At 72.1% G+C, this 14,443-nt stretch carries 12 protein-coding genes; 4 read left to right on the forward strand and 8 right to left on the reverse strand.

Going from position 1 to position 14,443, the window contains the following annotated elements; all coding sequences use genetic code 11:
• Window positions 1–88 precede the first annotated feature (88 nt).
• Entirely contained in the window at window positions 89–2,086 is a 1,998-nt protein-coding gene (locus tag ACFWBD_RS04035) for a pyruvate dehydrogenase complex E1 component subunit beta (protein ID WP_385662279.1), read from the reverse strand.
• 136 nt (window positions 2,087–2,222) lie between these two features.
• On the opposite strand from ACFWBD_RS04035, the gene ACFWBD_RS04040 reads away from it, so the two are divergent.
• Complete coding sequence (locus ACFWBD_RS04040) at window positions 2,223–2,930, forward strand: TetR/AcrR family transcriptional regulator (RefSeq protein WP_385662282.1); 708 nt, start codon at window positions 2,223–2,225, stop codon at window positions 2,928–2,930.
• 42 nt (window positions 2,931–2,972) lie between these two features.
• Here ACFWBD_RS04040 and ACFWBD_RS04045 read toward each other — a convergent pair whose 3' ends face one another.
• Genes ACFWBD_RS04045 through ACFWBD_RS04055 form a run of 3 tightly spaced genes read right to left on the reverse strand, consistent with a single transcriptional unit; the run spans window position 2,973 to window position 6,017 of the window.
• Window positions 2,973–4,127, reverse strand: a complete 1,155-nt coding sequence (locus ACFWBD_RS04045) for an acyl-CoA dehydrogenase family protein (protein WP_385662285.1) — start codon at window positions 4,125–4,127, stop codon at window positions 2,973–2,975.
• Between the two features lies 1 nt (window position 4,128).
• Window positions 4,129–5,187, reverse strand: coding sequence for a 2,3-butanediol dehydrogenase (locus tag ACFWBD_RS04050; RefSeq protein WP_385662288.1), 1,059 nt, complete (start codon window positions 5,185–5,187; stop codon window positions 4,129–4,131).
• A 41-nt stretch (window positions 5,188–5,228) separates the two neighbouring features.
• A complete protein-coding gene (locus ACFWBD_RS04055) occupies window positions 5,229–6,017 on the reverse strand; it encodes an enoyl-CoA hydratase/isomerase family protein (protein ID WP_385662291.1) in 789 nt (262 codons plus the stop codon).
• Between the two features lie 171 nt (window positions 6,018–6,188).
• Between ACFWBD_RS04055 and ACFWBD_RS04060 the strand changes: the two genes are divergently transcribed.
• Both ACFWBD_RS04060 and ACFWBD_RS04065 read left to right on the forward strand, forming a co-directional pair.
• Window positions 6,189–7,721, forward strand: coding sequence for a long-chain fatty acid--CoA ligase (locus ACFWBD_RS04060; protein ID WP_385662294.1), 1,533 nt, complete (start codon window positions 6,189–6,191; stop codon window positions 7,719–7,721).
• 3 nt (window positions 7,722–7,724) lie between these two features.
• Window positions 7,725–8,495, forward strand: coding sequence for an SDR family NAD(P)-dependent oxidoreductase (locus ACFWBD_RS04065; protein ID WP_385662296.1), 771 nt, complete (start codon window positions 7,725–7,727; stop codon window positions 8,493–8,495).
• Window positions 8,496–8,569: 74 nt separating this feature from the next.
• Here ACFWBD_RS04065 and ACFWBD_RS04070 read toward each other — a convergent pair whose 3' ends face one another.
• The 4 genes from ACFWBD_RS04070 to ACFWBD_RS04085 all read right to left on the reverse strand — a co-directional run bounded on the left by ACFWBD_RS04070 (window position 8,570) and on the right by ACFWBD_RS04085 (window position 12,451).
• Window positions 8,570–9,328, reverse strand: coding sequence for an IclR family transcriptional regulator (locus tag ACFWBD_RS04070; protein ID WP_385662298.1), 759 nt, complete (start codon window positions 9,326–9,328; stop codon window positions 8,570–8,572).
• 287 nt (window positions 9,329–9,615) lie between these two features.
• Window positions 9,616–10,629, reverse strand: a complete 1,014-nt coding sequence (gene dmpG, locus ACFWBD_RS04075) for a 4-hydroxy-2-oxovalerate aldolase (protein ID WP_385662300.1) — start codon at window positions 10,627–10,629, stop codon at window positions 9,616–9,618.
• Window positions 10,626–11,597, reverse strand: coding sequence for an acetaldehyde dehydrogenase (acetylating) (locus ACFWBD_RS04080; protein ID WP_385662303.1), 972 nt, complete (start codon window positions 11,595–11,597; stop codon window positions 10,626–10,628). Before ACFWBD_RS04080 ends, dmpG begins: the two co-directional genes overlap by 4 nt.
• Window positions 11,594–12,451 carry a 2-keto-4-pentenoate hydratase gene (locus ACFWBD_RS04085; protein ID WP_385662306.1) on the reverse strand — a complete coding sequence of 286 codons (858 nt, stop codon included), beginning with the start codon at window positions 12,449–12,451 and terminating at the stop codon, window positions 11,594–11,596. The genes ACFWBD_RS04080 and ACFWBD_RS04085 overlap by 4 nt, the downstream gene beginning before the upstream one ends.
• A gap of 278 nt (window positions 12,452–12,729) precedes the next feature.
• On the opposite strand from ACFWBD_RS04085, the gene ACFWBD_RS04090 reads away from it, so the two are divergent.
• Window positions 12,730–14,364: an FAD-binding protein gene (locus ACFWBD_RS04090; RefSeq protein WP_385662309.1), complete on the forward strand. Its 1,635-nt coding sequence runs from the start codon at window positions 12,730–12,732 to the stop codon at window positions 14,362–14,364.
• Window positions 14,365–14,443 lie beyond the last annotated feature (79 nt).

Below are 14,443 nucleotides of genomic sequence, written 5' to 3' on the forward strand. Positions count from 1 at the left end.
GTGTGGCCGGGCCGGTGGGGGTCCGCACCACGGGGGAGGCCCCGGGAGGTTCGGCCCGGGGCCTCCCCCTTTGCCGTCGCTTCCTCGTTCACACCGCCGCGATGCGCCGCAGGGTGTCGGCGATGGTGTCGCGCGAGGGCAGCCACAGCCGTTCCAGCGAGGGCGCGTAGGGCGCGGGCATCGGGGGTGGCGCGACCCGGGTGACGGGCGCGTCCAGGTGCCAGAACCCCTCGTCGACGGCCAGCGCCGCGAGTTCGGCGCCGACCCCGAAGTCCCGTACCGCCTCGTGCGCGATGACCAGCCGGCTGGTCTTGGCGAGGGAGGCGAGGACCGTCTCCCGGTCCAGCGGGGCGATCGTGCGCAGGTCGATCACCTCCACGCTCACGCCCTCCGCGGCGAGCGACTCCGCGGCGGCCAGGGCGTCCTGGACCATCCGCGACCAGGAGACGAGCGTGATGTCGGTGCCCTCACGGACCACCTTCGCCCGACCCAGCGGGACCAGGTGGTCGACCGGCGGCTTCGGGCCCTTGAAGCCGTACTGGAGCCGGTTCTCGACGAAGACGACCGGGTTGGGATCCTGGATGGCGGCCCGCAACAGTCCGTAGGTGTCGGCCGGGTTGGACGGCATCACCACCGTCAGCCCCGGAATGTGGGCCAGCAGCGCCTCCAGGCTCTGCGAGTGCTGGCTGCCGGAAGAGCGCCCGGCGCCGAACTGGGTGCGCACCACGAGGGGCATCGCGGCCCGGCCGCCGGTCATGAAACGCAGCTTGGCTGCCTGGTTGAGCAGCATGTCGAGGCAGACGCCGATGAAGTCCATGTACATGATCTCGACGACCGGTTTCATGCCGGCCATGGCCGCCCCCACCGCCGTCCCGAGAATGGCGCTCTCGCTGATCGGCGTGTCACGGACCCGGCCCGGGAACGCCTCGGCCAGGCCCCGGGTCAGCCCGAAGACGTTCCCGCCCGCGCCGACGTCGATACCGGCGACGAACACGGCGGGATCGGCCGCGAGTTCGTGTTCCAGGGCGAGCCGTACGGCGTCCATCGAGCGGAATGTCTCACCCGTCGCCGGGGCGGGCTCGGGCCGGGCGGGACGCGGGGCCGAGACGAAGTCGTACAGGGTCTCGGGGGCCGGCTCGGGCAGGCCCCTGGCCCACTCGACCGCCGCCTCGATCTCCTTGTCGATCTCCTCGTCGACCGCGTCGGCGGCCGCGGCCGGCACGCCCGCCGTCGCCAGGTGGCGGCGGGCCACCAGCAGCGGGTCGCGTTCCTTGGCGGCGGCGACCTCCTGCGCGCTGCGGTAGCGCTCGGGGTCGCCCTCGTAGTGGCCGTGCCAGCGGTAGGTCTCGGCCTCCACCAGGACCGGACCGCCGCCGCCCCGCAGCCGTTCCACCACGTCGCTCATCATCCCCGCCACCGCGAGGACGTCGTTGCCGTCGACGTGCGCGTACCCGATGCCGTACCCCGCGGCCCGGGCGGAGAGCGGGGCCCGGTGCTGCTCGGCGGCGGGTGAGAACTCGGAGTAGTGGTTGTTCTCGCAGAGGAAGACGACCGGCAGGTCCCACACGGCGGCCAGGTTCACCGCCTCGTGGAACATGCCCTGCGCGACCGCGCCGTCCCCGAAGAAGGCCACCACCACGTCCCCCGCGGCGCGCAGCTTGGCCGCGGTCGCCACGCCCGTGGCGATGGGGAGTCCGGCGCCGACGATCCCGTTGGCGCCGTAGATGCCGAGGCCGGGGTCGGCGATGTGCATCGAGCCGCCACGGCCGTGACACGTGCCCGCCTCCTTGCCCATCAGCTCGGCCATCATGGACGCCGAGTCCAGCCCCTTGGCCAGGACATGGCCGTGACCGCGGTGGGTGGAGGTGATCCCGTCCCGGGGGCCGAGCGGCCAGCAGGCGCCCACGGCGCCGGCCTCCTGGCCTATCGACAGATGCAGGAATCCGGGGATCTCCGTCGCCTTGTACAGCTCGGACGCCCGTTCCTCGAAACGCCGGATACGGCGCATCCGGCGATACATCTCCAGGAGTTGATCCGCGTGCGCGGATCCCGATCCGGTCTGCCGCGGTGCCTCGGTCGTCGTCATGCGCGTCCTCGCAATGCTCGCCCGGGCGGCACAAGGCCGCACCGCCTGAGTCCTTCTTTTAATGTACCGTCTGGTCTAGCAAACTACGTGGAGCACAACAGAAAAGATGTCCGCACATCAGGCGGGGAGTGGGGCAATGCCCAGACCACCGGGCCACGGACCGGGTTACGAGGTCAGACGCCAGAAGATCATCGACACGGCCGCCGAGCTGTTCGCCCGCCAGGGCTACGCGGCGACCTCCGTCAACGACCTGGGCCGGGCGGTCGGGCTCGCCAAGGGAGCGCTGTACTACTACATCGACTCCAAGGAGAACCTGCTGATCGAGATCCAGTCCCGGGTGATGACCCCGCTGCTCTCCCGGGCCCAGGAGATCGCGGCGCTCGACGCGGATCCGCTGGTGCGGCTGCGCCTGCTCTCGGAGTCGCTGCTCACGATCATCGTCCGCAGGCTCGACCACATCTGGGTCTACGAGCACGACTACCGCAGTCTCACCGGCGACCACCTCCAGACCCTGCTCGGCCAGCGCGCCGAGTTCGAGCGGCTGGTCCGGGGACTGCTCACGAAAGCCATGGAGCGGGTCAGCTTCCGCGCGGTCGACCCGCACCTGGCCACCCTCCAGTTCCTCAACCTGCACAACCACACCTACCAGTGGGTGAAGCCGGACGGCCACTGGAACGCCGCGTACCTGTCCCGCGCGTACTGCGACACCCTGCTGCGCGGGTTCGGCGCGCCGGGTGCCGCCCTGCCGGACGTGGAGGAGGCGGCGGCGGCCTTCAAGCGCGACCGTCCCGATCTGCCCCTCGACCCCGAAGCCGAGTGGCGGTCCGCCTCGGTGGCGAGCTGATCGGAGGGGGCCCGCGGCACGCGCCGCGGGCCCCTGCGCCGCTCACACCTGCTTCACCAGCGCCCTGGCGATGACATCTCGCTGGATCTCGTTCGTGCCCTCGCCGATCTCGAGGATCTTGGCGTCGGCGTAGAACCGCGAGATCTCCGACTCCCGCACATAGCCGTAACCGCCGTGGATCTGCACCGCCTGGGAGGCGGCGCGGTTGGCGACCTCGGAGGCGTACAGCTTCGCCATGGCGGCCTCCGTGCCGTACGGGCGCCCCTGGTCGGCGAGCCAGGCGGCGCGGTAGACCATCCACCGGGCGGCCTCGAACTCCGTGCCCATGTCGGCGATCTTGTGGGCGACGGCCTGGAACGCCGACAGCGGACGGCCGAACTGGTGCCGTTCCGTGGCGTGTTTGACGGCGAGCGCGAGGGCCGCCTTGGCCAGCGACAGTCCCAGGGCGGCGACGCTGATCCGGCCCTTGTCCAGCACGGAGAGGAACTGGCGCAGCCCGCCCCCCTCCTCGCCGATGAGATGGCCGTCGGGGACGAAGCAGTCGGCGAAGACCAGTTCGCGGGTGTCCATGGCGTGCCAGCCGAGCTTCCTCAGCTTGGCCCCGCACGTGTAGCCGGGGGTGCCGGTCGGCACGTAGAAGGTGGCGAAGCGCTTCCGCCCGTCCTCGTCGCGGCCGGTGGTGGCCAGCAGGGTGACGCCCTGGCTGATGCCGGTGCCGGCGTTGGTGATGAACATCTTGGTGCCGTTGATCACCCAACCGCCGTCCGCCCGGCGGGCGGTGGTGGTGATGCCGGCCGCGTCGGACCCGGCGCCGGGCTCGGTGAGGCCGAACGCGCCGAGGGCCTCGCCCCGGGCCAGCGGGGCCAGCCAGCGGTGCTTCTGCTCCTCGGTTCCGTAGGCCAGCAGCGGGAGGGTGGCGATGGTGGAGTGCGCGTTCCAGGAGGAGGCCACCGACTGGTCGGCGGCGCCGAGTTCCTCCATGACGGCCACATAGGAGACCATGTCGGAGCCCGCGCCTGCGTACTCCTCGGGGACGAGCATGCCCATCAGGCCGAGTTCGCCGAGCTTGGTGAAGACAGGGGTCGGGAACTCCTCGTTCTCCGACCACTGGGCCGCGTTCGGGGCGATCTCCTTGGCCGCGAACTCGCGGACCATGTCCTGTAGGTCCCGGGTCTCCTCCGGCAGGTCGAAATCCATGTCACAGTCCCTTCGGGGTCAGCAGAACCTTGAGGTGGCGGGCCCGGTCAGCGGCCAGGTCCGCGAAGACCCCGGCTCCTTCCGAGAGCGGGAAACGTCCGGTGATCAGGGCGGACGCGTCCAGGCGTCCGGTGCTCATCAGGTCGATCACCCGGGGGATGTCGAAGTGGTAGCCGAGCGTGCCGACCACCGAGCGCTCGTAGAAGACGAGTTGGCCCATGTCGAACTCGACGCTGCCGTGGCCGACGCCGGCGAGCACGACCCGGCCGCCGCGCCGGACGGTGGTGACGGCCTGCCCCGCGAGCGCGGGGACGCCGGTCGCGTCGATGACGACGTCCGGGCCGATCCGGCCGGTCTTCAGGAACACCTCGCGGCGTACGTCGGTCTCGCGCGGGTCGAACGCCTCGGTGACGCCGAGCCGCAGGAGCGACTCGCGGCGCCCGGCGAGGGGTTCGCTCACATAGAGCCCGGCGGCGCCGGCGATCCGGGCGGCCAGGACGACCGCGACGCCGATCGGGCCGCCGCCGACGACCAGGACGTTGTCGCCCGGCCGGACGCCGGCCCGGGTGACGGCGTGCAGACCGACCGCGAGGGGTTCGGCGGCGGCCGCCATCTCGTCGCTCACGTTGTCGGGAAGCCGTGTGAGCCCGGCGATCGGCACGGTGACGCGATCGGCGAAGGCACCGGGCGAGGCCAGGCCCACCGAGCCGCTCCGGGGACAGATGTGGTACTCGCCACGTGCGCACCAGAAGCAGACGCCGCACCGCCAGACGGGGTCGGCGGCGACCCGGTCGCCGACCGCGACCCCGGGCACGTCCGCGCCCAACGCCAGTACGGTGCCGCTCAGTTCGTGCCCGAGGGCGAGGGGCGGACTGGCTCCGGTCAGCGGGTGCGGACCGGAGCGGATCATGTGCGGCCCTTCGAGGAACTCGTGCAGGTCGGTGCCGCACACCCCGCACCAGGCGACCTCGACCACGGCCTCGTGCGGCCCCGGCTCGGGTGGGTCGGGTACCTCCTCCAGCCGCAGGTCGAGCGCGCCGTGCCAGCGCAGTGCCTTCATCTTCTCCACCCCTTTCGTGTCGTACGGGTCCCGGCGCGCGGCTAGTCGTCGTCCGCCGGGCCCTCGAAGCGCGCCTTGCCGGGGCCGTGTTCCAGGAACGACCGGATCCCGGTGGCGGCGTCGGCCGTGCCGAAGACCCCCGTGAACAGGGACCGTTCGAGCGCGAGCCCGGCGGACAGGCCGGAGTCGGCGCCGTGGTCCACGGCCTCCTTGATCGCCTCCAGGGCGGCGGCGGGCCCCTCGGCGAGCCGCCGGGCATAGCGCAGTGCCGTGTCGTGGACCTCGCCCGCGGGCACGACCTCGTCCACCAGCCCGAGCCGCAGCGCCTCGTCGGCGCCCACCCGGCGGCCGGTCATCAGCAGGTTCTTGGCCCGCGACGGCCCGATCAGCCGGGTCAGCCGCTGGGTGCCGCCCGAGCCCGGCATGATCCCCAGCTGCACCTCGGGCTGGCCGAGGACCGCGTCGTCGGCCGCCACCCGGTAGTCGGCGGCGAGGGCCAGTTCGAGGCCGCCGCCGAGCGCGTACCCGGTGATCGCGGCGACGACCGGCACCGGCAGCCGGGCCACCTCGTCGAAGGTCCGCTGCAACGCCCGGTTCCAGCCCCGTACTTCCTCCGGGCCCATCGCGGCCAGGGCCCCGACGTCCGCCCCGGCGGCGAACAGCCGCTCCCCTCCGTACAGCACCACGGCCCGCACCGCGCGGCTGTCGGCGAGCTGGCGCACTGCGGCGGCCAGCTCGCTGCGCTGGGCGGTGTCGAAGGCGTTCATCGGCGGGTGGTCGAGCCGGACCGTGACGACGGGTCCGTCGGTGTCGAGGCGGATGCGTGGCACGGGGGCCCTCCTCCGTGGGGAAGCGACATCACGCCCGCCTGGATGGTTGTCGACCGGTGCGCTCCGTCGTAAAGTGCGGCAAGAGTTTTATAGACCAAGAGGTACACTAAATCTTGGGAGCGGGCAACCGACCGGTCGGGACAATCCCGGCCGCAGAGCCGGAGAGTCGCCGTGCACAATTTCTCGAGCATCCTCGATCACCATGTGGCCCAGCGGCCCGACGCCGTGGCCGTGACGCAGGAGGACCGCCGCCTGACGGTCCGCGCCCTCCACGAACGGGTCAACCGGCTGGCCGCCGGTCTGACGGAACTGGGCGTCGGGCGCGGCGACGTCGTGGGCCTGCTGCTGTACAACAGGCCGGAGTTCCTGGAGCTGGTGTACGCCGTCAATCGCGTCGGGGCCGTCTTCCTGCCGCTGAACTACCGTCTGTCCGAGGACGAGTGGGCGTACATCCTCGACCACTCCCGGGCGAAGGCGGTCGTCACCGAGCCGGAGTTCCTGCGGGCCGCCGACCGCGTCGCCGAGAGGCTGACCGGCCTGGAGCGGCGGATCCTGGTGGACGGCGAGGCCCCCTCGGACCGGTGGACCGGTTACGAGGCCCTGCTGGAGCGGCACCGGGGCGCGCGGGTGGAGCCGGTGGACGTCGAGCCGGACGACCTCCAGCGTCTGATGTACACCTCCGGCACCACCTCGCGGCCCAAGGGCGTGCGGATCACGTACGGGAACCTGCACGCCAAGAACGTGGCGCAGATCGTGCAGTTCGGCCTGACCTCTGCGGACACCACGCTGGTGGCGGGCCCGCTGTACCACGTCGGCGGCCTCGACATGCCCGCCCTCCCGGTGCTGTACGCGGGCGGCGGCGTCGTCCTGCAGCGCAGGTTCGACGCCGCCGGCGTCCTGCGGGCCATCCAGGAACACCGGGTCACCAACGCCTGGCTGGCGCCGGTGATGGTCAACGCGGTCCTGGAGGTCCCGGACCGGGAGTCGTACGACACCACCTCGATGCGCTTCATCGTGGGCGGCGGCGAGAAGACCCCCGAGCCGGTCCTGCGGCGGATCATGAACGCCTTCCCCAACGCCTGGTTCGCCGACGCCTACGGACTGACCGAGACGGTCTCCGGCGACACCTTCCTCGACCGGGAGCACGCGCTGTCCAAGCTGGGTTCGGTCGGGCGTCCCGTGGCGCACACCCGGGTCAGGATCGTCGACGACATGGACCAGGAGGTCCCGGCCGGCGAACTGGGCGAGATCACGCTGCGCGGCCCGAAGGTCTTCGCGGGCTACTGGCGCGACGAGAAGGCCACGGCCGCCGCGCTCAGGAACGGCTGGTTCCACACCGGGGACATCGGGCACGTCGACGAGGACGGCTTCCTCTTCATCGACGACCGGAAGAAGGACATGATCGTCTCCGGCGGGGAGAACATCGCCACGCCCGAGGTCGAACGGGTCCTGTACGAGCACCCGGCCGTTCTGGAGGCCGCCGTGGTGGGCCTGACCCACCCCCGCTGGGGCGAGGTCCCCCGGGCCTTCGTGGTGTTCCGGCCGGGCGCGAGCGCCGGGGCGGACGAGCTGCGGGAGTTCTGCCGGGAGCGCCTGGCCAGGTTCAAGGTGCCGGCCCGCATCGACCTCGTCGGCGAACTGCCCCGCACCCCTTCGGGCAAGGTCCTCAAGCGGACCCTGCGCGACATCCCCGTGGAGGGCTGAACGATGTCCGACGTCAACACCGATCTGCGCCTCGACGGCAGGACCGCCTGGGTGACCGGCGCGGGCAAGGGTCTCGGCCGGGCGATCGCGGTCGCCCTGTCCCAGGCCGGAGCGGACGTGGCGGTGACCGCCCGGACGGCCGCCGACCTGGAGAGCCTGGAGGCCGAACTCGCCGGGCACGGCGGCAAGGTGCTGGTGCTGCCCGGCTCCGTCGCCGACCCGGACGCGGTCCGCACGGCGGTCGGGCGGATCACCGGGGCGACCGGGCGGCTGGACGTCCTCGTCAACTGCGCGGGTATCAGCCCGCACTTCACCCGCAGCGAGTTCGTCACCGACGAGGACTGGCGGCGGGTGCTCGACGTCAACCTCCAGGGCACCTTCACCTGCTGCCGCGAGGCCGGCCAGGTCATGCTGGAACAGGGCTCCGGATCGATCGTCAACGTGTCGTCGGTGCACGCGAGCACGGGCTTCGAGCGGATCGCCGCGTACGCCGCGAGCAAGGGCGGTGTCGAGGCCCTCACCAGGGCGCTCGCCGTCGAGTGGGCGGACCGCGGGGTGCGCGTCAACGCCCTCGCGCCCGGCTACTTCCGTACGGACCTCAGCTCGGGGCTGCTGGAGAGCCGCTGGGGCGAGCGGATCGTGCGGGGCACTCCGCTCGGCCGGGTGGGCGAGGCCGGGGAACTGGGCGGCGCGGCGGTGTTCCTCGCCTCGGACGCCTCCCGGTTCGTCACGGGCACGACCGTCACCGTGGACGGCGGCTGGACGGCGTGGTGACCGACGCGCGGGCGGCCGGCTGACGCGGCCGGCCCGAGGAGAGCCGCCCCGGGCCTCGCCGGGGCGGCCGCGCGCTATCCGAGGATGTCCGACACGTCCCGGCGGTACGACTGCGGCATGCCGAAGAGCTCCTCGGAGACGGCCCGCACCGCGCCGACCACCAGCGGGGCCACGAGCTCCAGCGAGGAGCGGCCGTCGCCGACCACCGATATCGCCCCGACCGGACCGGCGGGACCGCGCAGCGCGAGGCCGACGCAGCCGAGCTCCGGGAAACACTCTCCCCGGTCGATCGCCAGTCCGCCCCGCCGGCGCACCAGGCCCAGTTCGCGGTGCAGTTGGCCGAGATGGCCGATGCTGTGCCGGGTGCGACGCTCGATCAGCTGCGCGTACCGCGTGTCGATCTCCTCCGGGCTCAGCCAGGCGAGCATGGCCTTGCCGAGCCCGGTGCAGTGGGCGATCGCGCGGCCGCCGACCTTCGACGGAATGTCCACCGCGGCCCGGCCCCCGACCTTGTCGAGGTAGTAGATCTCCGGTCCGTCGAGCACGGCGAGGTGGACGACCATCCTGGTCCGCACGGCCAGGTCCAGGAGGTGGGGTGCGGCGGCGGCCCGCAGCGCGCTGTGCCCGATCTCCCGGCCTCCCAGGCCGAGCGCACGGGTTCCCAGCGTGTATCCGGCCACCGTGTGGCGCAGCCAGTCCAGCCGGACCAGCTGGTCGAGTATCCGATGTGTGGTCGAGCGGGGCAGATGGGTCCGCCGTGAGACCGATTCGAGCGTCAGATGGGTCTGTGGACGGTCGAACAAGTCCATGATCAGCGTCACGCGCTCCATCATCGACGGAGGCGACGCGGACCCGTCGACCTCGGAGGATCGCGAGTTCAGGCGAAGGGCAGACGTCATCGTCGGTGCCTCTCTGATCAAACTGAAATCAATTCTAGTTCGGCGCCGGCGTCAAGGTATCAATGCCCCGGGACGCAGAGAAAGAGTCGTGCACCAACTTATTGGGACGGTCGGTCCATTTATTTCGGACGCAAAAACGTACCGCTCCCGGGGAGATCCTTTCCGGGAAGCGGTACGTCCGATGAGCGGTCCGTCCGGCGAGCGGGGCGTCCCTGCCGACGTCAGCCGTGGGTGAGGTCGAGGGCGATGTCCACGATCATGTCCTCCTGCCCTCCGACGAGGCCACGCCTGCCGACCTCCTCCAGGATGGTGCGGGCGTCCAGGCCGTACTGCTGCGCCGCGGCCTCGGCGTGACGCAGGAAACTGGAGTAGGCGCCGGCGTAGCCCAGCGTGAGGGTCTCCCGGTCGACGCGCACCGGCCGGTCCTGCAGGGGGCGGACCAGGTCCTCGGCGGCGTCCTGGAGGGCGTACAGGTCGCAGTCGTGCTTCCAGCCGTGGAGGTTGGCGACGGCGACGAACGGCTCGATCGGGCAGTTCCCGGCGCCCGCGCCCTGTCCCGCGAGCGAGGCGTCGACCCGGGTCACCCCCTCCTCCACGGCCACCACGGAGTTGGCCACCGACAGGGAGAGGTTCTCGTGCGCGTGGATGCCGATCTGGGTGTCCGGATCGAGCACGTCCCGGTAGGCACGGATGCGGTCGCGCACTCCGTCCATGGTCAGCCGGCCGCCGGAGTCGGTGACGTACACGCAGTGCGCGCCGTAGGACTCCATCAGCCGGGCCTGCCCCGCGAGTTTCTCCGGTGACGTCATGTGGCTCATCATCAGGAAGCCCGAGACGTCCATGCCGAGTTCCCGGGCGGTGGCGATGTGCTGGGCCGCCACGTCCGCCTCCGTGCAGTGGGTGGCGATGCGCACCGAGCGGACCCCGAGGGCGTTGGCCCGCTTCAGTTCGGCGATGGTGCCGATGCCGGGCAGGAGCAGGGTGGTGAGGACCGCGCGGTCGATCGCGTCCGCGGCCGCCTCGATCCACTCCCAGTCGGTGTTGCTGCCCGGCCCGTAGTTGAGGCTGCCGCCGGCCAGTCCGTCGCCGTGGGCGACCTCGATCGCGTCCACCCCCGCCCGGTCGAGGGCCGCGGAGATCCGGGACACGAACCCGGGCGTGATCCGGTGCCGGACGGCGTGCATCCCGTCCCTGAGGGTGACGTCCTGCACGTAGAGCCTGCGGGTGGCGGTCACTCGGTCACCTCGGTGGTCGCTCGCCGGGCGATGCGCTCGGCGACGCGCAGGGCGGCCGAGGTCATGATGTCGAGGTTGCCCGCGTAGCCGGGCAGGTAGTGGGCGGCGCCCTCCACCTCGAGGAACACGGAGACCTTCGTGGTCGCCGCGGAGCGGTCGCCGTCGGGCAGCAGGGTGTGCACCGGGTCCCCGTCGGGCACCGGCGTGAACTGGACCTGCTGCTTGAGCCGGTAGCCCGGCACGTACTCGGCGACCTCGGCCACCATCTCCTCGACGGAGGCCCGGATCGCGTCGTGGTCCGCCTCGCCGATCAGGCAGTACACGGTGTCCCGCATGATCAGCGGCGGTTCCGCCGGATTCAGGACGATGATCGCCTTGCCCCGGCGGGCGCCGCCCACCTTCTCGATGGCGCCGGCCGTGGTCTCGGTGAACTCGTCGATGTTGGCCCGGGTGCCGGGCCCGGCCGACCTGGAGGCGATCGAGGCGACGATCTCGGCGTAGGGCACCGGTGTGACCCGGCTGACCGCGTGGACGATCGGGATGGTCGCCTGGCCGCCGCAGGTGACCATGTTGACGTTGTCGACGGTGCCGCCGGACCGCGCGGCGTCTTCCAGGTGTTCGTCGAGGTTCACCGGTGGCACCACATAGGGGCCGATCGCGGCGGGGGTGAGGTCGACGAGCCGCTTGCCGTACGGGGCGAGCTTCTCGGCGTTCTCGGCATGCGCCTTCGCCGACGTGGCGTCGAAGACGATCTCGATGTCCTCGAAGCCGTCCATACGGATCAGGCCGTCCACTCCCTCGTGGGTGACGGGGACCTTCAGGCGCGCGGCGCGCGCCAGGCCGTCCGAGTCCGGGTCGATGCCGACCATCGCGGCCATCTCCAGGGTGTCGGACAGGCGCAGCACCTTGATCATCAGATCGGTGCCGATGTTGCCGGAGCCGATAACGGCCACCTTGGTCTTCGTCATCCGTGTTCCTCGAGTTCCTCGGGAGCCTTGGCGTCGTCGGGCGTGAAGGTCGCCGTCACCGGACCCAGGCCCGACAGCTCGGCCCGTACGGTGGTGCCCGGCGGGGTGGGGACGAGCGGGCCCAGGGCGCCCGAGAGCACCACCTGTCCGGCGCGCAGCGGGTCGCCGAACTCCCGGGCCGTGCGCGCCAGCCACAGCAGCGCGGCGAGCGGATCGCCCAGACAGGCAGCGCCGTCGCCCGCGGAGGCGAGCTCGCCGTCGGCGTACAGCCGCATGGTCACGTCCCGGGGGGTGAACTCCCCGAGACCGACCCGCTGCCGGCCGAGCACGAACAGGCCGCTGGACGCGTTGTCGGCGACCGTGTCGGTGATCGCGATGTCCCAGCCGGCCACCCGGCTGTCCACGATCTCCAGCGCGGCCACGGCGTGTCCGACCGCCGACCGGACCCGCTCGACATCGAGGTCGTCGTCGTCCAGATCGGCGGCGAGCACGAACGCGATCTCCGCCTCGACCCTCGGCTGGAGCAGCCGGTGGCTGGGGACGGCCGGCAGGGCGGTGACGTCCGTGTCGTCCAGGAGGACGCCGAAGTCGGGCCGGTCGACCCCCACCTGGCGCTGGACCGACTCGGACGTCAGCCCGATCTTGCGGCCGACGACCCGTGCTCCGGCGGCGATCCGGTCGCCGATGACGCGTTGCTGGACGGCGTAGGCGAGGCCGATGTCGGTCGCGCCGAGCAGCTCCCGTACCGGCGCGCAGGGCTTGTGGTCATGGGCTGCGCGGGTGAGTCGTGCGGCCGCCTCGGCCACCGCGGTCTCACGGTGCCCGGCGGCCGTCGGTTCCCGAACGTCTGTCATCGCCATCCTCAACTCGTGCCGGCCTCCAGCCTGGGCCGCCGGGCCGGACGGCGGCCCGGGGCGTTCCGCTCACCGGGACTGCCTCACCGGGCCCCGGGCGTCGGCGACCGGGACCGCCGGGCGGGTCTCGCTGAGCGAGATGGCCCGGCGGCGGGCCCGCGCCGCCTCGTTACCGTCGCCGTGGCCTCCAGGGAGTGCGCCCTGCCGGCTCCACGAACGCGGCACGCGCCGGGACCCCACCCCCCACCAAGAACGTCGGCACTCATGAGGAGGTTCGGATGAGCATCAGCGAGGACGCCTACGACGTGATCGTCGTCGGGTCGGGCGGAGGTCTGGTCGGGGCGTACGTGGCGGCTTCCCGCGGCTTGCGCACGCTCGTCGTCGAGAAGACCGACCGGGTCGGCGGAACGGTGGCGTACTCCGGCGCGGGTCTGTGGTTCCCGGGGTCCGCTCCGCTCGGCCGGGCCGGTCTCGGTGACGACGTCGAGGAGGCGCGGACGTATCTGCGCGATGTCGTCGACGACCCGTCCCGGGAGGCGCTCCAGGACGCGTATCTGGCGGCCGGGGTCCGGCTGATCGACGAGCTCGAGCAGAACCCCTGGTTCCGGTCCTTCGTCCACGGGCCGGTTCCGGACTACTACGCGTCGAGCCCGGGGGCGTCGCCCACCGGGCACACCGTGTTCCCGCCGCCGCTCGAGGTCACTGAGCTCGGCGAGCGCAGGGCGCTGGTCCGCGACTGTCTTCCCACCGAGCGGTTCGGCTTCGACGAGGGCCCGGTCCTGGTCGGCGGCCGGGCGCTGATCGGCCGGGCGCTGTCGGCGTTCCTGGAGACGGGCAACGGCGAACTGCGGCTGAACACCGCGCTGGAGAGCCTGGTCGTCGAAAACGGCCGGGTCACCGGTGTCGAGGTCGTCAGCGGCGGCGACGGCGACGGCGACGGCGACGGCGACGGCGACGGCGAACGGGTCAGGATCCGGGCCGGACGGGGCGTGCTGCTCGCGGCCGGCGGCTTCGAGCGCGACCGTGAGCTCCGCGAGAAGCACCAGTCGCCGCTCACCGGAGAGTGGTCCGAGGGCGCGCCGGCCAACACCGGGGACGCGCTGCGGGCGGGCGTCGCGGTGGGGGCGGACACCGACCTGCTCGACGAGGCCTGGTTCGTGCCGGGGCTCGTCCACCCGGACGGGCTGCCGCTCTTCCACACGGGCACCCGGGGCGGGATCTGGGTCAACGGCGCGGGCGAGCGCTTCGTCAACGAGACACGGCCGTACGACCAGGCCGGGCACGAGATCGTCCGGCTGCACGCCACCACCGGCGTGCGGCACATCCCGGCCCACTGGGTGTTCGACCAACGGCAGCTGGACCGGGACGGCATCGGCTTCCCGCCCGCCACCCCGGGGCCCGAACAGTGGCTGGCGTCGGGCGCACTGAAGAAGGCCGGCACCCTGGAGGAGCTGGCGCGTCTGATCGACGTGCCGTTCGAGGGACTGAAGCGCACGGTCGAGGAGTTCAACGGGTACGCGCGGACCGGCGTCGACGAAAGGTTCCGGCGCGGTGAGACGCCGTGGGACCGGATGTTCCACCACATCGTCCCCTTCCCGGCGGACCCCCGGCAGAACATCCCCGCGAAGCCGGCGCCGGAGTGGCCGAACCCGCTGCTCCTGCCCATCGACACAGCGCCGTTCTACGCGGCGGCCATCGTGCCGTCCGACATCGGCACGAAGGGCGGTCTGAGGATCGACGCCCAGGCGCGGGTGCTGCGGCCCGACGGCCGGCCGATCGACGGCCTGTACGCCACCGGGAACACCGCGGCCGCGATGTCGGGGCGCGTGTACCCGGGTGCGGGCACCCCGATCGGCTCGAGCCTGGCGTTCGGATACCTCGCGGTGCTGGACATGGCCGGGACGACGGACTGACGGAACGGGTGCGCCCGGGACGCGGTGGCTGTCCCGGGCGCTCCGCCGTGTGCTCCGTCTTGTGCTCAGTCGCGCGCTT

The sequence above is a fragment of the Streptomyces sp. NPDC060002 genome (genome assembly GCF_042737245.1).
Lineage (GTDB): Bacteria > Actinomycetota > Actinomycetes > Streptomycetales > Streptomycetaceae > Streptomyces.